Source organism: Streptomyces sp. NPDC002054, from assembly GCF_040296685.1.
GTDB lineage: Bacteria > Actinomycetota > Actinomycetes > Streptomycetales > Streptomycetaceae > Streptomyces.
The window spans coordinates 157,655-176,749 of record NZ_JBEOXT010000006.1; the positions used below are offsets into that span (position 1 = coordinate 157,655).

The 19,095-nt window shown below is 68.9% G+C and carries 17 protein-coding genes, 1 tRNA gene and 2 pseudogenes; 8 read left to right on the forward strand and 12 right to left on the reverse strand.

Annotated features, from left to right (window positions below; genetic code table 11):
- Nucleotides 1–7: 7 nt before the first annotated feature.
- Together nrtL and ABT123_RS07665 are read right to left on the reverse strand one after the other, a co-directional pair.
- The gene (gene nrtL / locus ABT123_RS07660; protein WP_351310803.1) at nucleotides 8–988 is read right to left on the reverse strand and encodes an ArgS-related anticodon-binding protein NrtL; all 981 of its coding nucleotides are present in this window, start codon (nucleotides 986–988) and stop codon (nucleotides 8–10) included.
- A gap of 79 nt (nucleotides 989–1,067) precedes the next feature.
- Entirely contained in the window at nucleotides 1,068–1,520 is a 453-nt protein-coding gene (locus tag ABT123_RS07665; RefSeq protein WP_502970898.1) for a response regulator, read from the reverse strand.
- Nucleotides 1,521–1,626: 106 nt separating this feature from the next.
- Between ABT123_RS07665 and ABT123_RS07670 the strand changes: the two genes are divergently transcribed.
- Nucleotides 1,627–1,698 (forward strand) — tRNA-Arg (locus ABT123_RS07670).
- A gap of 213 nt (nucleotides 1,699–1,911) precedes the next feature.
- Here ABT123_RS07670 and ABT123_RS07675 read toward each other — a convergent pair.
- Nucleotides 1,912–2,274 (reverse strand): annotated as a pseudogene (locus ABT123_RS07675) (tyrosine-type recombinase/integrase); the annotation flags it as partial.
- A gap of 9 nt (nucleotides 2,275–2,283) precedes the next feature.
- Here ABT123_RS07675 and ABT123_RS07680 point away from each other — a divergent pair.
- From ABT123_RS07680 to ABT123_RS07695, 4 genes and pseudogenes are all read left to right on the forward strand, one after another.
- Nucleotides 2,284–2,461 (forward strand): annotated as a pseudogene (locus ABT123_RS07680) (NUDIX hydrolase); the annotation flags it as partial.
- 5 nt (nucleotides 2,462–2,466) lie between these two features.
- Entirely contained in the window at nucleotides 2,467–2,604 is a 138-nt protein-coding gene (locus ABT123_RS07685) for a hypothetical protein (RefSeq protein WP_351310971.1), read from the forward strand.
- A 540-nt stretch (nucleotides 2,605–3,144) separates the two neighbouring features.
- Nucleotides 3,145–4,275: a hypothetical protein gene (locus ABT123_RS07690; RefSeq protein WP_351310805.1), complete on the forward strand. Its 1,131-nt coding sequence runs from the start codon at nucleotides 3,145–3,147 to the stop codon at nucleotides 4,273–4,275.
- Nucleotides 4,276–4,671: 396 nt separating this feature from the next.
- The gene (locus ABT123_RS07695; protein ID WP_351310807.1) at nucleotides 4,672–5,493 is read left to right on the forward strand and encodes a DUF6602 domain-containing protein; all 822 of its coding nucleotides are present in this window, start codon (nucleotides 4,672–4,674) and stop codon (nucleotides 5,491–5,493) included.
- A gap of 317 nt (nucleotides 5,494–5,810) precedes the next feature.
- Here the strand turns inward: ABT123_RS07695 and ABT123_RS07700 are convergent, their stop codons facing one another.
- From ABT123_RS07700 to ABT123_RS07725, 6 genes are all read right to left on the reverse strand, one after another.
- Nucleotides 5,811–6,980 (reverse strand): PDDEXK family nuclease, encoded by a 1,170-nt coding sequence (locus ABT123_RS07700; protein ID WP_351310809.1) that lies wholly within the window; start codon nucleotides 6,978–6,980, stop codon nucleotides 5,811–5,813.
- On the reverse strand, nucleotides 6,981–8,090 hold the full coding sequence (locus tag ABT123_RS07705; protein WP_351310810.1) for a DNA-methyltransferase: 1,110 nt from the start codon (nucleotides 8,088–8,090) through the stop codon (nucleotides 6,981–6,983).
- Between the two features lie 138 nt (nucleotides 8,091–8,228).
- On the reverse strand, nucleotides 8,229–9,020 hold the full coding sequence (locus ABT123_RS07710) for a hypothetical protein (protein ID WP_351310812.1): 792 nt from the start codon (nucleotides 9,018–9,020) through the stop codon (nucleotides 8,229–8,231).
- Between the two features lie 128 nt (nucleotides 9,021–9,148).
- Nucleotides 9,149–10,558, reverse strand: a complete 1,410-nt coding sequence (locus ABT123_RS07715; RefSeq protein WP_351310813.1) for an extracellular solute-binding protein — start codon at nucleotides 10,556–10,558, stop codon at nucleotides 9,149–9,151.
- On the reverse strand, nucleotides 10,555–13,377 hold the full coding sequence (locus tag ABT123_RS07720; protein ID WP_351310815.1) for a caspase family protein: 2,823 nt from the start codon (nucleotides 13,375–13,377) through the stop codon (nucleotides 10,555–10,557). Before ABT123_RS07720 ends, ABT123_RS07715 begins: the two co-directional genes overlap by 4 nt.
- 4 nt (nucleotides 13,378–13,381) lie before the next feature.
- Complete coding sequence (locus ABT123_RS07725; protein ID WP_351310817.1) at nucleotides 13,382–13,723, reverse strand: hypothetical protein; 342 nt, start codon at nucleotides 13,721–13,723, stop codon at nucleotides 13,382–13,384.
- Between the two features lie 284 nt (nucleotides 13,724–14,007).
- Between ABT123_RS07725 and ABT123_RS07730 the strand changes: the two genes are divergently transcribed.
- Entirely contained in the window at nucleotides 14,008–15,006 is a 999-nt protein-coding gene (locus ABT123_RS07730) for an XdhC family protein (protein ID WP_351310818.1), read from the forward strand.
- A gap of 221 nt (nucleotides 15,007–15,227) precedes the next feature.
- Here the strand turns inward: ABT123_RS07730 and ABT123_RS07735 are convergent, their stop codons facing one another.
- Nucleotides 15,228–15,551 carry a plasmid stabilization protein gene (locus ABT123_RS07735; protein ID WP_351310820.1) on the reverse strand — a complete coding sequence of 108 codons (324 nt, stop codon included), beginning with the start codon at nucleotides 15,549–15,551 and terminating at the stop codon, nucleotides 15,228–15,230.
- A gap of 106 nt (nucleotides 15,552–15,657) precedes the next feature.
- On the opposite strand from ABT123_RS07735, the gene ABT123_RS07740 reads away from it, so the two are divergent.
- Complete coding sequence (locus tag ABT123_RS07740; protein ID WP_351310822.1) at nucleotides 15,658–16,047, forward strand: DUF6479 family protein; 390 nt, start codon at nucleotides 15,658–15,660, stop codon at nucleotides 16,045–16,047.
- An 82-nt stretch (nucleotides 16,048–16,129) separates the two neighbouring features.
- Here the strand turns inward: ABT123_RS07740 and ABT123_RS07745 are convergent, their stop codons facing one another.
- Together ABT123_RS07745 and ligD are read right to left on the reverse strand one after the other, a co-directional pair.
- Entirely contained in the window at nucleotides 16,130–17,026 is an 897-nt protein-coding gene (locus ABT123_RS07745) for an ATP-dependent DNA ligase (RefSeq protein ID WP_351310965.1), read from the reverse strand.
- Entirely contained in the window at nucleotides 17,026–17,952 is a 927-nt protein-coding gene (gene ligD / locus ABT123_RS07750) for a non-homologous end-joining DNA ligase (protein WP_351310824.1), read from the reverse strand. Before ligD ends, ABT123_RS07745 begins: the two co-directional genes overlap by 1 nt.
- 31 nt (nucleotides 17,953–17,983) lie before the next feature.
- Between ligD and ku the strand changes: the two genes are divergently transcribed.
- The gene (ku, locus tag ABT123_RS07755; RefSeq protein WP_351310826.1) at nucleotides 17,984–19,066 is read left to right on the forward strand and encodes a non-homologous end joining protein Ku; all 1,083 of its coding nucleotides are present in this window, start codon (nucleotides 17,984–17,986) and stop codon (nucleotides 19,064–19,066) included.
- Nucleotides 19,067–19,095: the final 29 nt, after the last annotated feature.

The window sequence follows — 19,095 nt, forward strand, 5'->3', positions numbered from 1 at the left end:
CTACTCACTAGATCAGTTCGGGTGCTTCCACGCCGAGCAGGGCCAGGCCGCCGGCCAGCACCGTCCCGGCGGCTTCGGCAAGAGCCAGCCGGGCGCGGTGGGCGGCCTCGGGTTTCTCGTCCCCGAGGGGCAGCACCCCGTACTGGAAGTCGAGGAAGGCGTCGGCGATCACGCCGAGGTGGCGGGTGAGGCGTTCGGGCTCGCCGTGGTGCGCGGCGGCCTCGAGGACCAGCGGATAGTCGCCGAGCGCATCGCAGAGCGCCCCGACGCCAGGCACGTCACGTACGTCTCCGGGCTGACTGCTCACCCCGATCTGGCGGGCATTCCGACTGAGTGCACGACTACGGGCGTGGGCGTACCGCACCTGGAAGGAGGGATTGCTCTCGTGCTGCACTGCGAGGGCGGGGCCGAACGCGGGGGTCTCGCGGCGAGGGGTGGCGAGCATGGCCCAGCGCACGGTGCCGGCGTCGAAGCGGCGCAGGACGTCGGCGGCATCGCGCCGGGTGAGGGGCGCGACGACCAGGCCGTCGACCGGGCCCGGATCGGTCCCTTGACTCCACCGAATCCGCCGTACGACCTCCCGCACAACCCCTTCCCGATCGACGGGACCGGCGGGGTCGGACGTACCGCCGACCACTTCGGCACGGCGCCCATATCCCTGAGCTTGCTCCCGCACCTGACGCACCAGCCGCTCGACGCTGCCGGCCGGGTCGAGCTCGAAGTTCAGGAACCCGGCCCCGGTGATCTCCACGGACCGGATCCCGGGCTCACCGGCGAGCCGGCCGGCGAGCAGCCGGGCGACCTCGGCGGGCCGCAGTCCGGCGGCCTTGGCGAGCGGAAAGGCAAGGGCACTGGCGTACTCCCCGACCCCACCGGGCCGGGTCCGCTCGACGACCACCCGCTCGGGAACGGGCGCGCCCAGCTCTCCACCCTCGACGGCGCCGCGCACGGCACGCACGAGGAGGTGGGAGAGGTCGGCGGGGTTCACGGGACCAGCGTAGGCGAGAGACCCCCTCGGGCCGCGAAGGGTTTCGCCATGTGAACGCCGGGGCGAAAGCCAGGGGTGACTACGGGGTGATCCGCCCCGCGGCGACCCGCTTCCGCTCGACGAGCCGCCGTACGATCCGCACCAGCTCGGCCGGCTCGAAGGGCTTCGCGACAAAGGCGTCCACCCCGGCGGCGACCCCGGTCTCGACCTCGTACTGGGTGCAGGCACTCACGATGGCCACGGGCAGATCCCGGGTCCGTGGATCGGCCCGCAACTGCGCGGCTGCCCCGAACCCGTCCAGCCGCGGCATGACCACATCAAGCGTGACCACATCGGGGCGCACCTGATGCACCACATCCAGACACTCGGCACCATCGGCCGCGGTCACGACCTCGAAGCCCTCCAGCTCGAGATTGACCTTGATCAGCTGCCGGATGACCTTGTTGTCGTCGACAACAAGCACCCGGCCCGAGGCGCCTGGCACAACTCGAGAGTAGGTCGCCCCCGGCCCCCGCGTCCGGGTTTTCCCCACTTCCACCCCCTCCGAGCGACCCCACCCCCACTCCCCCACAAACCCGTTCCTGATCACCCCTCCGAAGCTGGTAGTGTTCTACCCGTCGCCGCAACGCGAACGACACGCCCCCGTAGCTCAGGGGATAGAGCAACGGCCTCCGGAGCCGTGTGCGCAGGTTCGAATCCTGCCGGGGGCACTTCGCAGGAAGTGCCTAAAGACCCCGCCATCAGCGGCAACGCTGAGACGGGGTCTTCGCGTATGCGCAGCCAACTGCCGTGCCATGCAGCTGCATAACAGCCTCTGCGTCCTATTCGCGGCCTGACTCCTGCCGAAACCTCGCAGGTCGGCCCGGACAACACGAAGGCCCCCGGGATGCACCCAAGGGCCTCGAACCGCGGCTACTCGACTCTCACTCGTACTCGCGGAGCAGCTCGTCGATGCGGCGGTTGCCGACCTCCTGCCGTCCGTCGAGGCACTTCGCGTGCCGACCGAGGAAGACCTCCACGCTGTTGCCCGCCCGAGCGGCGACCTCAGTCGGATCCACGCCGGCATTGAGCGACGTGGAGAGCGCCGAGTGCCTCAGGTCGTACGGACGCCGCGCCAGAGGCGAAGCGACCGCGGCTGACGGCAGGGCGAGGAGCCGGACCTCCTGCCAGGCCCGGTGTAGGTGGACGACGACACCACTCCCCCGCCCTCGCTGCAGAAGAGCCGCCCGTCTTCGGCGGTCCCGAAGGTGTCGACGTGGTCCTGCAGCGGCAACCAGCGGCGGCGGCATCGCCCCCTGGTCTTCCGTTGCAAGCCCTCCGGGGGCCGAGCGCACATCCGAGGAATCGACCGCGGTCGCCAGGCTCACCCCCGACGAGGTCGCCGAGCGCATGTCCGAGGCCTTCGCGATCCGCCTCCTGGACGCCCTGGACGACGTAGGCCCCCACGTCCGCAGCCACGACGGCCAGCCCCTCACAGCATGGCCCGCGACAAGGCGGTCCTCCTCGTCCAGCACCTCATGGACGGCACGACCACCGAAGAGGCCGAAGCAGACGCAGCCCTGACCACCCTGCAACTGGCCCTTCGCTGCCCGCACCTTGTCGACTACATCTTCTGACACCCGGCCCCAACCTGACCGCCGAGAAGGTCGTAGACCGAGCCTTGGCGTACCGACCGATCGAGCTTTGAGACGCGGCAGGCGCGGTAAGAGTTTCCCTACTTCGTCAAGCACCCGGCTCCGTAGGTGGGCAGGCCCAAGGGCGTGAGTTGAGCCCTACGGGCCGGCGGTTCATCACTCACCGAGATGCCTCCGGCGGGGGCACTCCGACTCCGGGATGCGGGGGCCAGTCGTGCAACCGCGGGCGCGTTGTGGGGTCGGGGTGGGGGCTGTCATCCCGTCTGCCGCCGCCCCAGGGGGCCGTAGCAGACCAGCCGCCAGGGGCCCAGGTCGTTCGTCCAGCAGGGCGCTCCACCTGGGCCCCTGACGACTGCCCCGCTACCACTCCGTGTGGGACGACGGCGGACGTGATGACAGCGGGTGACGGATGGCAACGGTAGCCACCAGGAAGGCGGGACCAGAACCAGTTTGGCCATTCCCTTCCCCCTAGCCAACAACACGCGAAATGATGATCTCATCTTGCGACATCGGGGGAGACGGATGAGCACAGCAGAGACATATAGGCAGATCAACGCCTGGGTCGGCGCAATCGAGATCCCGCTGTGCGCCACCGTATTCGCGACCTTCGCAGCAGAGAAGTTAATCTGTCGAATCACGCCTTGGAATAATGGTCTATTCCTCCGCGCCACGGCGAGCGTCGGAACCAAAAAGACACACGCGAAAGCGTCGCTCCTCGCCATGCGGGCAGCTATGGATCTTGGCACCTTCTGCGGCACCCAGGGGATCAGACATTCCGATCTGAAGGCTCATCTGCTTAGAGCCAGGGAGATACGTCTCGCCATACTCTGGTCGGCAATATATGCAGCCACAGGAGCAATCACTATCGGAGGAATAGCAACTCGAGCATCAGTCCACAATTATCCGAAAATTCCAGAGTGGGCCCCATCTAGCTCTTACCTCGTCGGCATGGCCCTTTCCATCTACATGACCCGTAAATTTTACATCAGGTGGATCCATGAGGCCTATTTCACCACGGTCACCGAGCGGCTGATAACAACGATTACGATGTGCGTGGACACCTACCAAGGAACCGTCCACCCACTCGTCCTCAACCAGAGAATGGATGGACTGAGGTTGACGCTCGCCCATGCTGTGAACATCGGGTTCCCTGGGATTTCCCTTGAGCGAGCGAACGAAATACGGGACCACATAAGGGATGTAATCCATACAGTCCACCTCGCCATGGGAGATGTCCTAGCAAGGGGAAATGATGAATTACGCCCGCTGGCACAGATTCTGGGCACGGTACTTCAACGGGTCATGCATGGGCGATGGCAGGGACTGCTCGACGATCACCAGATCACCACTTATGAGGAAAAGGTGCAGGAACAGCCGTCGAGGCTCCGTACATGGCGTGATCCAATCCTCCTGATTGTCGGAGTCATCCTGCTCGCCGCCGCTTCGACAGGCGCCCAATGGGTTGGCCTTGGAAGTGACGTGATGCCAATAATCTCGGGGGCGGTCCTCCTACTCCCTCTCGCCTTGTGGGGATCCCGGCGCGCTGGCATTTCTCCAAACACTATCTTCAGCACCATCCGAAGCGGCGCTGGAGTTCCGGAGAGCCCAACCGCCGAACAGGGACCACGGCCCCACCGGGGAGACCCGCTGTGACTCTGGGCGCCATCTCTTCCCGCGTGAGCGTCAGCCGCCTCAAGCGGGGGCGGGCGATCTCAAGCCGCAGAGCGCAGGCATGGGGACGCGGCCTATTTGTGGACCAGCGAGGTGTCTCTGGGCGACCCTGCACTCCTGACCTGCCAAAACGCATGAGACGCACGGGCCTCCGGAGCCGTGGGCGCAAGTTCGAAACCTGCCGGGGGCACTTCCGCAAGACCAGCGACGCAAGGCGGCTGACCTGCGCAAATGCCAAGCACGAAGACCTGGCCCCAGTCCCACTGAGTCCAGATCTTTGTCGTTGTTGCGCACTGGTCGCGATAGGGCACACCCTCGGTCCCGAGAGACCGCTACCGACCTCTGGTGGGCCAGGTGTTGCAGCCCTAGGGTCACGCCATGGCAGATAACAGCCTTGCGAGCATCCTTCAATCCGTAGCCAAGAAGATGCGGGCCGATTATGAGCAGTCCAGGTCGATCCGCCACCGTGGCGAGGCCGGCGGCAACCGCGAAGCGCTCGTCGCAGAGCTGGTGGGCAGACGAGTGCCGGGGCACGTGGAAGTCCTCCGGAGCGCGGAGATCGTGACCGTGGCGGGGGATGTCTCGCCCCAATGCGACGTTGTTGTTGTCGATCGCAGCACTCCCCCACTGACCGATATGGAAGGGTGCCGGGTCCTCCCGAACGAATGCGTCTACGGCGTCATCGAGGTTAAGACAACACTAAACCGAGAACAGCTAATCGACGCATGCAACAAGATACGGGCAGTCAAGCGACTAGAGAAGACGGCTTACTTCGGCACCCATCACCCCCAGCGGGTTTGGTCGGCATACGGAAAAACCCATATCCGCTTTCCGACTGCCGGGCTCATATTCGCTTTCGAGGCCATCGGCCTCGACACCCTGGGAGAGCACTTCGCAGCATGGTGCTCTGACGTACCGCCGGATGAGCGGCCCGACAGTATCTGGGTGCTCGGCAAAGGCTATCTAACATGGGGCGACCGGGAATCCGTTGCAATTCGTTCAAGGGCTGTTGACCACGATCCCGTTCTCGTGGCAATGGACCAGTGGCACGACGACGACATCCTTCTGGCCTTCACCGTGCATCTGAACGAGCTTTTCTCCACAGCAGAAATGGCGCCGTTCCGACTCAAGGAGTACGCCGCACACCACCCGCTAGGCGTGGTACGGCGTGTATGGCAGGCAGAGGACCAGCCCTCGTGACGAACCCATCTCCTGCCTGCTGCCCGAGCCACTAGGGCTAGGGCCAGCCCAGTTCCAGCTCGTTCTTCCGGTTCATCGTCTCCCAGTGGTTTCGACATCGACGACTGCGTATTCGACGCTGTCAGCGTCCACTGCCTGCGGCGCACAACCATCTCGAACGGGGCTGAACAACTCGTGACCCTCCTGTTGCTCGAGGATCAGGCCTGGATGCGGGGACCGAACCACTTGCGCAAGTGAGGTTCGCTTCCCCACACCGTGTAGCGCATGGCCAACACAGAGCCGGCCCGCACTTCTAGTGCGGGCCGGCTCTGGTGCGGTCAGAGAGTCATCTGTCCGGCGCCAGCCGCGGCCTTCTTGATCCGGCCCCTGGTCGGTGACAGCTCTGGCAGGTACTTGGCGAGACGCGTCGTTATCTGGCTGTGCAAACGGTCGACCGAACCACCGGCCGCCAGAGCCGCTTCGGGCGCGACATCAAGCGTGTAGTGACTCAGGGTCGCTGCATCAGTGCCGATCACCCGCCAGAGCTTCAGGGCGTTCGGCGTGGTCGTTGCCGACTCTTCGACGTCGAACACGTAGATCCACGCCGGCGGCTTCTCGACGGGCTCGTTGCCTTCCTGCACGAGCCGCCACGTGCTATCCCCGTACTCGACCAAGTCGGGACGCCCCAGGTGCCGCTGCCAGCTCTCCCACACGGCCCGCGGGATCGCCAGAATGCAGCCCGCAGACGAGTCGTGGGCACCTACCTGGAACTTGAACATCATCTGATAGAAGGTCCGCTTGAACGCATTCGCGATGTTCGGGCCCTCGACCTTCTCGCAAAGCCACTGCGGATGTGAGGCGATGGCAGTCCCAAACTCACCGGCATGCATGTGCCTGGCGTTCCGGAGGTTCGCTACAGCCTTCCGGTATGTGCCATGAAAATCCATGGTCTGGATTTCGAACACTCCATAGCGCCCTACCGTCAGAGCGCCAGACTCGTCCGGCAGCAGCTCGATCATCGTGGCGTCGAAGGAGAACTCAGGCGACCGGTCGGTCGGGCTGATCGAGATTTCTCCGCCCAGCTTGTTCTGGAAGTAGACGATCGTGGGCTGCTCGGCAGCAACCCGCTTTCGGGTCTCTTCTGCGGCAGCCTTGTCTTCCAGCAGAGGAACCGCAATGATGCTGACGTCGTCGCCCTGGTCATGGCCGAAGAGGCGGTGAGCTGCATCATGCAGCATCTCGCGATCCAGAGCCCGGAAGGGGCACGCCAGCCAGTCCTGGCGACTGCCGTTGCTGGTGCTGCTAATGGTGCAGACGCCTGCGGAGTTGGCGCGCTTGACGCACTTCGTCTGCTTCCCGGTGACCTCAGTCAGGAACGGGCAGCGTTCGGCCCCCTGGTCCTGGAGGCTCGTTGGTGTTTCTGCAACCACCGGGTAGACCCGGTGTCCGAACCATTCGGCGATGAAGTTTCCCGGTGTCTTCTTCGCCTTTGCGCCGCCCCCGGACAACTAAGCCCCCATCTCCTTGATGTCATCACCCAGATCGAAGAACAGCTGACCTGCCGCCTCGCCGGCATTCCTTGTAGCCGCCTCATGGAAAGGCTTGTGAAGTTCAAACCCGATCGCCTTGCGCCCATTGGCCGCTGCTACAGACAGTGACCGGCCGGTGCCGCAGAACGGATCGAGAACCGTCCCTCCCGGAGGGCAGGAGCTCAGGATTCGCGGCGTGATCAAGTCGACGGGGAAGGTGGCCGAATGGCCGTCGGAACCCGAACGTGCGTGAGTCTTCACTACGTCGTACGCGCCGTCTTCGACTTCCTGATAGTCGTAGTACGAGATCTCCGCCTCGTCGCCTTCGACCTGCTCGATCTCGTCGAAGTCGTAGTAGACGACGTCCCGAGCCCCGTGTTCGACCTGGTCGATGTCGTAGAAGTACTTCGCGCGCCCTTCCTTGGGACGCTTCACGAAGTGGAAGAAGTGCTCGTGCGCAAGCCGGAGCCGGTCCTTCTCAGGGCGCGGCGGAACGTTGGGCTTGTGCCAGATCAGGTCGTTCCGGAGGATCCAGCGGAGGTCCTGCATGGCGATGGCGAAGCGGCTCGGGATAAGGAGCAGCTGCTTCTCTTGGCGGAACCCGCCCATGGGGGTTCGGCGCCGAGACCTCGGGTTGTCGCCGAGACCTTGGCGCCCATCGTGGCGGATGCTCGACCAGCGCGCGAAGTAGGTGTCCCCGATGTTGATCCACATGCTGCCACTGGGCTTGAGCGCGGCGGCACCGCGCTGCAGGATCTCCACGAGGTGGCTGATGTACCACTCGGGCAGTGGCTCCAAGCCCAGAACGCCGCCGTGATCCCGATACCACTCATAGGGCGGCACGTCGGTCTGAACCCGGGTCGGGTCCTCAGCAAGCCACTGCTTGAGGATGTCCTCGTTGTGGTCCTGCCCATAGCTACGCAGGCCCCAGTAGGGCGGCGAGGTGATCAGCAGGTCAATGGACTCAGGCTCAAGAGTCGCCATGAGGTCGTAGGCGTCACCGCAGTGCACCTGAATCCGATCACCGCCGGCCACGACCTCATCCTGCTCTTGCGTTGCGCTCTGCGTCATCTCAACCTGTTGAACCACGGAGTGCAGCCTAGAGGGTGGGCCTGCCAGTCGCGAAGGAAGTCGGTATTTGCCCAGGTGGGGACCGGAGAACGCACTGATCCATCACTCTGAGTGGTCGACGCGGACGCGCAGCCATCTCCTGATCGCCACAGAAGATCAGACAGCCGGCATCAAGTAGCCGATTCCGGAATCAGTGATCCACTGTGCCGCCTGCGCTTCGAGCTCCCACGGCGTCCGCAGCAGCGTGCCGCGCAGGGCGGCACGGTCCTGCACGGCAGCCGGCTCTGGGCCCAAGCGCTCGAGGCGCTCGCCATCAGTGCCCCAGTGAGGGTCTGTGGGGGTGTCCAATACGGAGAGGAAGCGGTCGACGCGTGCGGGCCAGGTGGGATGACCCCACCAGCGGTCGCAGGCCAGGGCGCCGTGGCCGGCCGTGTAGAGGATGCCGTGGCGGACGCCCTTGTTCTCCATCTGGCCGGCGAAGGCCCCCAGCTTTCCGTCCGCATGCTCCTCGTACTCCGCAAGGTCTTCATCGGTTCGCGCGAGCTCGCCCAGGGTCATGCCGGTCGGGAGCTTCCGGTCGGGGTTGGTCAGCCACATGAAGAGTCGATGCGCAAGGACGTCCACGTCCTCCACCGTGACACTCGCGAACGCTTGCCTGCTCCCCGAGGTGACGCCGTGCTCCGTGCACCATCCGCGGAGGCGCTGGCGTATACCGAGGGTGGTGTGGCTGTTGATCCGCAACATATCGCCGTCGGACAGGCGCCCCTCGGCATGCCAGTTCTCCACGCAGCTGTTGCGCCATGAACCGTTCGTGAGGCCCATGGCGAGCAGGTTCAGAAGGGAAGACAGGTCGTCCGGATCAATGCCTTGCGCCTTCAGCACCCCCTCGAAGACCTCCTCCGTCATCATGGCCTGCGCCTCTTCGAGCATGCGCTCCACGTCAGTCACGCTGTCCTCGTTCCCCTCGCTTGCTCATGGCTCCTGGCACGGCGCCACCGCGCTGCCCTCCAGTTTCAGCGATCTTGGGGGCTTCTTCATCAACTTCGCCCAGGGTCGTGGGCTGGGGCGGTTGGGGGTTAGGGGTGGGGGAGGGAGTTTTTTAGGGATTTGTGGAGGGACGTGGCCAGGGCTGGGTTGGAGGGGGGTGTGGGGGTGAAGAGTTTGGAGAGTTCTGCGGTGAAGGTTTGGGTGAAGGTGCCGTAGAGCGGGGTGCGGGGGCGGTGGGTGGCGGATTTTAGGGCGGGGAGGAGGGTGGTGCGGGCGTAGGCGGGGCGGCCGGCGGGGTCGCGGGGCATGCGGTCCGTGGTTTCGGCCGAGGGGGTGGCGGGGGTCGAGGGCTGGTTCAGGGGGCAGGTCACGCTGTCCTGTTCGTACGCGGACTGCCGGGTGGCCGCGAAGCCCGCGTCGAGCAGGCAGCGTTCGCTGCCCTTGCCGGTGAGGAACTCGATGAGGTCCCGGGCGGCGTTGCTGCGGTTCGAGGTCTTGGTGACGGCCAGGTTCTGGCCGCCCAGTACCGCCTTGCCGGGGAGTGGGGCCACGCCGAGGTGCTGGTCGGAGAAGGATTGGTGCAGGGTGCGGTACGCGTACGGCCAGTGGCGCAGGAAGGCGGTGCGGCCGGCGGCGAAGTCGGTGAGGGAGTCGCCCTCGTCGGACTGGGTGGCCTCCCCGAGGATGTACGGGGCCTGGGTGCGGGTGCGCAGTTCGGCCAGCCCTGCTTCCAGTTGCGCCACCGTGCCGACGTAGCGGCCGGTGTCGTTGGTGAGGGCGAACTTCTCGGTGGCGGAGGCGAAGGCCTCGATGCCGTTGACGGTGAGGCCCTCGTACGAGGGGTCCAGCTGGGTGGTCCAGCCCTTGCGGTACTCGGCCGGCAGCTTCGGGCGGTTGTCGTTGAGGGTGGTGATGAGCCCCTGGACCGCGGGCCAGGTGCTGACGTCGGTGGTGGTCACGCCCGCGCGCTGGAGGTAGTCGCGCCGGTAGTAGAGCAGGCCGACGTCGCTGTTGAACGGGACGGCGTACAGCTTGTCGTCCCAGCGGGCCGTTGCCGCCACCGAGGGGATGACGTCATCGTCGAGGAGGCCCTTCTTGGGCAGTTCCCGGATGAGGCCCGCTTCCGCGAACTCCGGCACCCAGGTCACGTCGAGGTTGACCACGTCGTACTCGGCGCTGCCGGACTGGAGTGCCCCCAGCAGCTGGCTGCGCTGCCGGTCCGCCGAGCCCGGCAGTTCGACCAGCCGGGCGTGGTAGTTGGATTTTTTGTTCTGTTGTTGTTGGTTCCATTCCTCGATCAGCTGCTGGCGGATGCCGCCCTTGCCGGTGACGTCACGACCGCTGGCCACGACGATCTCGCCCGGGGGGTCGGGGGTGGGCGAGGCGCCGGTCGGCTGCCCGTTGTCCTTCGGACTACCCGTGCAGGCGCCGATGAGTGTGGTGAGGAGCAGGAGGAGCGTTGCCGGCCGTGTGCCTCGCCGGTGGTGTGGTCGGGTCATGCGCCGGTCCCCGTTCCGGTTCGGGCGACCTCGTCCCGCAGTCCCGCGACGAGGTCCGTTTTGGTGTCCAGGCACCGCCCGCCGCTGGCCGCGGAGATGAGCAGGCCCGGTTTGTTCGGGTCGCAGCCGCTTTCGAGGGAGACCATGACCACCGGGACTCCCTTCGTCCGGGCGGCTGCGAGCAGGTCGTTCAGGTGGCCCTGCGGGGCCAGTTGGGTGTTGTCCTCGTCGTCCGTGATGTAGACGATCAGGTGCGGGCGCTCGTTCTCGGCGTTGCGCTGTGCCAGCTCGTTCAGGGCTGCTGTGAGGGCCCGGTGCGGGTCTGCCTCCATATCCTTGACCTTGGCCGCGGCGAGGGCCTTCTCGGCCTCCGCCCGCCCGTGCGGGCCGAAGGGCAGTACTTCGCTGTACGGGCGCTCGGCGCCGCGCTCCGCCGCCACCGCCCAGATGCCGTACTGGTCCTCGCCGCCGAGCCCGCCGAGGGACTGCCTGATGATGCCGGGGGCGCCGCCCGGCCCCTCCCACAGGTCGCCCATCGAACCGGAGCTGTCCAGCAGGAACAGCACCCGGCCCGGGCCGCCGGCGTCCCGGTAGGCCTTCAGGGCCTTGGCCATCGCCTCCTTGGGGGCGGGGAGGGTGCGGAGGGGCGGGTCGGCGAGGGCGCCGAACTCGTTGAAGGTGAGTTCGGGGTCGAGGGGCGCGTGGTTCGGTTCGGAGCTGCGGAAGCCGTCCTGCGCGAAGGCGGCGAGGCCGCCGCCCTCGCCGGGGGTGAACCAGCTGTGGAACCGGTCGACGGCGGCGGCCCGGGCCTCCTCGTCCAGGCGTGCCTCCCGCCACCGGACCCGTGCGAAGGTCGGTTCGAGGGCGGGTACGTCGTTGGGGTACGCGGCCATCCGGCCGATCCGGGTCGTGCTGTGGCAGCCCACACCGGTGCGCAGCAGGAACTCCGGCACCAGGGCGGCGGTGCGGCTGTCCACCGTGCGGTCGGCGGGCAGTTCGCAGAGCAGGCGCGCGCCGGTGGGCGCGGGAGGTCCGGGCTGGGCCACGCGCTTCTCGGCCTCGGTCGCACGCCCGGTCGAGGCGTGCAGTCCTACGGTGGCCAGCAGGCCGGCGTCGGTGTGCTCCGGGTCGCTGCGCCGCAGCGCGGCTGCCGGGTCGCGTGCCTGCAGGTCCGCCAGCAGGGCCGAGAGGGGCTGCCCGGCCCGGTCGGAGGTCCGCTCCCTCGCCAGGTTCTGCGGCACCGCGAGGACGATGGGCGAGTACGCGAAGGGGGCGGGGTCGGCGAACAGCTCCAGGTACGTCCGTCGGCTCTGGTCGGGCTGGGCGAGGTCGGCGGCGGCCTTGGTCGCGGGGATCCAGATGTCGGGCTGGGGGCCGATGTCCCGCTGCGGGTTGACGTCGTCGCTCGCCGTGGGCCGCTGCCAGGCGTCGGACCGGTCGCGGAAGGCGGCGCCGGCCTCGGCGGCGCCGGCGCTGTAGACGGTGATGCCGCTGCGCCGGCAGTCGGTGCCGTCCGCCTTGTTCGCGTCCGACACGCGGTACGCCTCGGCTGCCTTGCGGACGGTGGACTCGATCTCGGGGTCGGTGAGCAGGCGGAGTTCGAGCGGGGGTTTGCAGGGGGCCGGGTCGTCGCCGATGAGGGCGAAGCCGGAGGCGATCAGTGCGGCGAGTGCTGCGAGCGCGCCGGCGGTGAGGGTGAGGGTCTTGCCGGGCCCTCCTGCCCGTCCCGCCCTGCCGGTCCCGGATCGTCCCGCCCTGCCGGTCCTTCCGATCCTCCAGGTCGGCCGGTCGGGCCTGCTTTCAGGGCGTCGGCCCGGTTGCCGGCCGATCCGGCGCCGGAGGCCCAGCCAGGCCACTGCCCCGGTGTCGGACCCGGCGTCGGGCCCGGTGTCGGGCCCGGTGTCGGCCGCGGAGTCCTCGTCCGGAGTTCCGTCCCCGGCACCATCCCCATTCCCAGGCTCGGGAACGGGCCCGGCCACGGCCCCGGACCCCGCCCCGGCCACGGCCACGGGCCCGTTCCCGGGCCCGTCCTGGTCCTCGTCGGCCGTCGGCGCCAAGGCGCCGGCCGCCAGCAGGACGTCCGCGCCCGAGGTCGCCGGGCGGCTCTGCGGCTCCCACCGTTCCGGTGGGTCACGCAGCGTCGTGTGGTGGGCGCGCATATGGGCCCGGAGCCGTTCCGCCAGGTCATTGAAGCCCAGCCCGCCGCCCGCGCCTTCGGTCAGGAAGCGCACCAGCTGCCCGGTGAACGGCGTGGGCGTGTCGCCGCGGCCCGCGTCGATCCGGTTGTTGGCCTGCACGCTCATCAGCAGCGAGGTCCGCTGCCGCTGGTGGGTGTCGAGGGCGTCCCATGCCGCCGCGGCGTTGCCCGCGTAACAGCAGTCGAGTACGACGACGACCTGTTCCGCGTGGGTGCGGGCCAGCACGGTGAGGATGGTCTTCCAGGGCGAGGCATCGCGGAACACCGACTCGGTGCCCGGCACGATCGTCGCGGCGCGCATCAGCAGCCAGAGGGCGTCACCAGTGCTGGGAACGACCCCGTGCCCGGAGAAGTAGAGGAAGAGCAGGCCCTCGGCGGCGTCAACGGCCTCGTCCAGGCGCCGGTCGAACTCGTGCACGTTGTGCGGCCGGGAGACCGTGATCTCGTCCTCGCGGAAGACCGCGCCCGCGCGCAGTGCGCGTTCCAGTGCGGTGAGGTTGTGTTCGACCGCCTTGAGGTCGCCGGGCACTCCGACCGGGTGGTCGGGCTGCTTGTAGTCGTATACGGGCACTCCGACGAGCAGCGCCCGGTTCACCTTCCCGCGCGGGTCGAAGCGTGCCACCGGACTACCTTTCGCCACCGTCCAGCGTGACCTCCACCTCTGGCGGTTCGCCGCGCTCGACGGCGCGCCGGTTCTCCTGCCATGCGCGCACCCCGCTCTTCACCTGCTCGTACACCTCGTCGAAGAGCTTGGAAGCGACCACTCCGATCAGCACCAGTACGATCTCCAGCCCGGCTCCCATCGCGTGGCCGGACTCCTCCGTTCCGGCGCGTTCCTCGATCGCCAGTCTGCCGCGGCTTCTGAGTTCTTCGAGCTTCTGTTCCCGTTCGAGCCACGCCTTCAGTGCGCCGATGTCGCTCTCGCTCGCACCGTGCGTAAGGCGCACCCGGACAGTCCTGTTCGCCACACCGTCCCCCTCGGTCATAACTCATCATGATGGCACGTCAGTTGGGAGGTGGGGGAGATATCTGCGGCGCCCGGCTGAGCGCGCGCCGCCCTCCCCCGCTCCGGTGGATCACACGACCGACGACCGTGGGATACCGGGGTTTCTGAGGCTTGTTCCGCGGTCGTGGGCGGTGCCTAGAATCCGGGAAATCCGGAAAAAGGCTGCTTCGCGCTGCTGACCAGGCGCTTTGCGGCATCGGACGGTCCGGACGGTCCGGGCGGTCGTACGAGACAAGGGCGGCACAGATGCGTGAGCTGGCGGAGACGGCGCGGCAGTGGCTCTCGGAGGGGCGGACGGCGTTTCTGGCGCGACCCGTCACCGAGCAGGGGTTCGGGCCGCGGGAACCGGCCGGGGCGCTGCTCGTCGATGCGCGCGGGGAATGTGTCGGAAGCCTGTACCGCGGGGTGTTCGACGCCGAGCTGGCCGCGGAGGCGGCCGTCCCGGAGGGGGTGACCGCGCGGGTGTGCGAGGTGTCCGTGGGGGCGGCGGAGGCCGCCGAGGCGCGGCTGACCTGCGGCGGGCATGCGGAGGTGCTGGTGCAGCCGCTGGCGTCGGTGCCGGCGGAGTGGTGGGAGCTGCTGGTGCAGGGGGCCGGGGTGGCGCTGGTGACCCGGCTGAACGAGGGGGCGGACCGGGCGGAGAGTGCGGTCGTACGGGCTGGCCGGGCGGTACGGGCGGCGGACGCGCCCGCCACGGATGCGGAGCGGCGCGCCGCGGAACTGCTGGGCACGCGGCGGGCCGGGCGGGACGCGCTGTACGGGGAGTCCGGGCTGGTGCTGATCGAGGCGTTCCCCTCGGCGCCGTACGTGGTCATCTGCGGGGGTGGCGAGCTCGCGGAGATCATCGCGCGGCAGGCGAGGCTGCTGGAGTGGGAGGCGGTGGAGGTCGCGGGCGCGGAGGAGGCCCAGCGGGTGCTGGGCGCGCACCGGGACGCGGCCTGCCTGGTCGTGCTGACGCACGATCCGGAGTTCGACGTGCCGGTGCTGCGCTTTGGGCTGGCGGAGGGGGTTCCGTACGTCGGGGCGCTCGGGTCGCGGAAGACCACGGCCCGCCGGCGGGAGGGGCTGCTCGCGGAGGGGGTCACGGAGGCGGCGCTGGCGCGGGTGCACGGGCCGATCGGGCTGGACCTGGGGGCGCGTACGCCGGCCGAGACGGCGCTGGCGATCTGCGCGGAGATTTTGGGGGTGCTGGGCGGGCGCGATGGCGGCGCGATGCGGGACACGGAGGGGCCGATCAACGCGTGAGGTTGCGGGCGGGGCCATGCCGGGCGGGCCGGGCCGCCGGGGCGCGCCGTGCCAGGCCTCGGGCCGGTCCTGGCCGGGCCGCGCCGGGCCGGCTGTGGGCGGAGCCGGGGCGCGCCCCGCCTGGGCGCGATGGGTCGCGGGGCCTGGCCTGGCCGCGCCGGCGGAGCCCGGGCGAGGCCCCGGCGGCCGGGCGGGGCCGGGGCGCTCTGGCTCTGGCAGCTTCAGCTGCCGAGGGCGCGTTTCAGTTGTGCCTTGTTCATGTCCGAGCGGCCGTGGATGTTGCGGCGCTGGGCCTCGGCGTACAGCTGGTCGTACGTCGGGCCCTGGGCGCCCTGGTGGGAGTGCAGGCCACCGCGTCGGCCGGAGGAGATGTCCTCCAGGGACTGCTTGCTCGCGGTCTTGGACTCGCCGGCCCGGGCCCGTTCCTTGTTGACGGTGCGGGCGGCGATCTCCTCGGCCTTCTTCTCGGATGTGCCGCGCCCGGTGAGGCCCTCCTTGATGTGTTCGTACTGGCGTTCGCGCTTCGGGGAGGATCCGCGGGGCATGAGCCGCTCCTTCCGGTGGTCCGCCTTGTCCGCCTACCCGGACCTGTGGTTGGAATTCCTCCCGGTTTGGAGGCATAGGGGGTTTTTGGCGGGGTAAACGCTGGCCATGGACAGAATCCTGCTCGACATCGCATGGTTCCTGGCCGTCGGAATCGCCGTCGCCGGTTTCCTGATCGGCATGTTCTGGCTGGGCCGGAAGGTCCGGGACGATGAGCCGCCACCGCCGACCGCGGAGAGCCAGCCGCACCTGCCCAAGGGCGGAGCGGTCTACGAGGTCCGCGAGGAACGGGACCCCGTGGAGATCCCCAACGGCGGCCTCCGGCCTCATGAGATGCAGGGATACGGAAACTTCGGTTCCACCACGTCGAGTCACCCGGAGCAAGTGCGGGAGCAGCGGGAATCCGGGTACACGGGCGAGCACATCCACCGCAGGCCGCACGACGTCGGCAAGCGGCAGCCGCCGCCCGCAGCGGGCGGGACCGTGCGGCCGGCGTAGCGGCGCCGGCCGAGTGGACCGGCCCGAGGCGCATCGGGGGCGCCCCGGGCCGGTTCCTTGTCTGCATCCGGACGCCGCCGTGTCAGTGGTTCGGGGCCAGGTCCGGGCGGAGGCGGAGGACCTCCGGGGGTGGGTGGCGGGTGCTTGTGTGGCGGACCTCTGCCGGGAGGGGTGGGTCCAACAGGTGGTACGGGACCTCGCCCAGGCCGATCGCCGTGATCGTGCCGGCCGGATCTCCCGTCGGCCGGGCGGCCAGGGTTGCCGCCGTTTCCGCCCGCAGCGCGGGGCTCAGCGGGCTGGAGACGACCGGGGTCTCGTCCTCCTCCCCCGGCAGGACCAGGACGAGGGCGACCGGCCGCCGGGCCGGCCCCGTCCAGCCGACCACCGCCGCGTCCCTGGTCTCGGTGTGCCGGAGCTTCCGCCAGGCGCGCCGCCCCGCCGGGTACGGCTGGTCCAGGCGTTTGATGACCAGCCCCTCGATGCCGCTGGCGGGCAGCGTCTCGTACCAGGTGGCGGCCAGCTCCGGGTCCGTGGTCATGGGAACCGGCTGGATGGGCGGGCCCAGTGGCAGCAGCAGGTCGACGAGGAGGGCGCGGCGCCGTTCGTACGGGCGGGCGCGCAGGTCCAGGCCGGCCAGCGTGAGGACGTCGAAGGCCGCGTACGAGGCCGGCAGGCTCTGGGCGAGGAGCGCCGCCCGGGCCGGGGTGGCCGCGGCCCGGCGCTGCACGAGGGCGAAGTCCGTACGGCCGGCGTGCCAGACCACCACTTCGCCGTCGAGCACGGTCTCCGGCGGCAACTGCCGTGCCGCGCCCTCCAGATCGGGGAAGGCGGAGGTGACGATCCGGCCGGAGCGGGCCTGGAGCACCACCTCGGTCGGGGTCCGGCTGATGAGCAGGCGATGGCCGTCGAACTTCGGTTCGTACGCCAGTCCGGGCCCGCGGGGCAGGGTCCGTACGGCGGCGGCCAGCGCGACCCGGATCACCGCACGGCCCTCCGCCGGCCGCCGGTCCGCGGGCCGGTCCGCGGGAGCGGGCGGGCCCGGTCGGGGTCGGCCAGCGGGCCGAACAGGTCGCCGTCCCGGGCCAGCCGCGGCGGGATGTCGTCGGCGAGGAAGACCAGGTCCTCGGGACGGGTGCAGGCCTCGACCTCCGGCCAGGACACCGGCGCCGACACGGTCGGGCGGGACCGGGCGCGCAGGGTGTAGGGCGCGGCGGTGGTCTTCGCGGCGGCGTTCTGGCTGTGGTCCACGAAGACCTTGCCGGGACGCAGGGCCTTGGCCATGCGGTGCACGACCAGGGCGGGCAGCTCGTTCTCGGCCTCCTGCGCGAGCTGTTTGGCGTACGCCGAGACCTGCTCGGAGGGGGTGGGTTCGAGGGGGACGGCCAGGTGGAGTCCTTTGGAGCCGGAGGTTTTGGCGTAGGCGTGCAGGCCGTCGGCGGTGAGCCGGTCGCGCAGCCAGAGTGCGGCGGCGCAGCACTCGACGACGGTGGCGGGCGGGCCGGGGTCGAGGTCGAGGACGAGGCGGTCGGCGATGCCGGGGCTGTCGGCGGGCCATTGGTGGGTGTGGAACTCGACGACCAGGTTCGCGGCCCAGACGAGGCTGGGCAGGTCGGAGATGATCACCTGTTCGGCGTTCTGATCCTCGGAGCGGGGCACGCGGACGGTCTTCACCCATGCGGGGGTGCCGGGCGGCGGATTCTTCGTGAAGAAGAGCTGCCCTTCCGGCCCGTCGGGATAGCGGAGGAAGGACACCGGCCGGTTGTGGATGTGGGCGAGCAGGGAGCCCGCGACCGTGGCGTAGTAGTGGAGCACCTCGCCTTTGGTGAAGCCGGTCTCCGGATAGAGGACCTTGTCGAGATTGCTGAGTGCGAGGCGACGCCCCTCCACCGATGTGATCGGCGTCATACGATGAGATTGCCATGAAAGAGGAGGAACCGTGCGATCCATCTGGAACGGTGCGATCTCCTTCGGTTTGGTCAGCATTCCGATCAAGCTGGTGAACGCCACCGAGAACCACTCGATCTCCTTCCGCCAGATCCACCTGGCTGACGGCGGCAGGATCCGCTACCGGAAGGTCTGTGAGCTGGACGGGGAGGAGCTCGAGGCGTCGGAGATCGGCAAGGGGTATGAGGAGGCGGACGGGTCGATCATCCCGATCACGGACGCGGACCTTGCGCAGCTGCCGCTGCCGACGGCGAAGACGATCGAGATCGTGTCGTTCGTCCCGGCCTCGGAGATCGATCCGCTCCAGATGGACGCGGCGTACTACCTGGAGGCGAACGGGGTTCCGGCCGCCAAGCCGTACACGCTGCTGCGGGAGGCGCTGAAGCGGAGCGAGAAGGTGGCCATCGCGAAGTTCGCGCTGCGCGGGCGGGAACGGCTGGGGATGCTGCGGGTGGTCGACGAGGTCATCGCGATGCACGGGCTGCTGTGGCCGGACGAGATCCGCTCGCCGGAGGGTGTCGCGCCGGAGGCGAAGGTCACCGTACGGGAGGCCGAACTCGACCTGGCGGACGCGCTGATGGCGACGCTGGGGGAGGTGGACGTGGCCTCGCTGCACGACGACTACCGCGAGGCGGTGGAGGCGATGCTGGCGGCGAAGTCGGGCGAGGCGATCGAGCGGGAGCTGCCGGCCGGCGAGGCGGAGGGCGCGGCGAGCGGGCAGGTGATCGACCTGATGGCGGCGCTGGAGCGGAGCGTACGGGCGGCGAAGGCTTCGCGGGGCGAAGTGGAGGAGTCGACGTCTGCGGCGGTGACGCCGATCGGGCGGAAGCGGGCGGTTGGCGCCGGGACGGCGCCGAAGTCGGTGGGCGGGAAGAAGTCGACGGCGGCGGGCGCGAAGAAGGCGGCGGCAGCGCGGAAGTCGACCTCGACGGCGACGTCGACGTCGGCCAAGTCTTCGGCGACGGCGGGTACCGCGAAGAAGACCACCGCCAAGTCTTCGGCGACGGCGACTGCGGCAGCGAAGAAGAAGGCAACGGCCAAGAAGCCCACCCCGCGCAAGCGCAGCTCGGCCTGACGGCCGGTCGGCTCAGGTGGGCCGGGCCG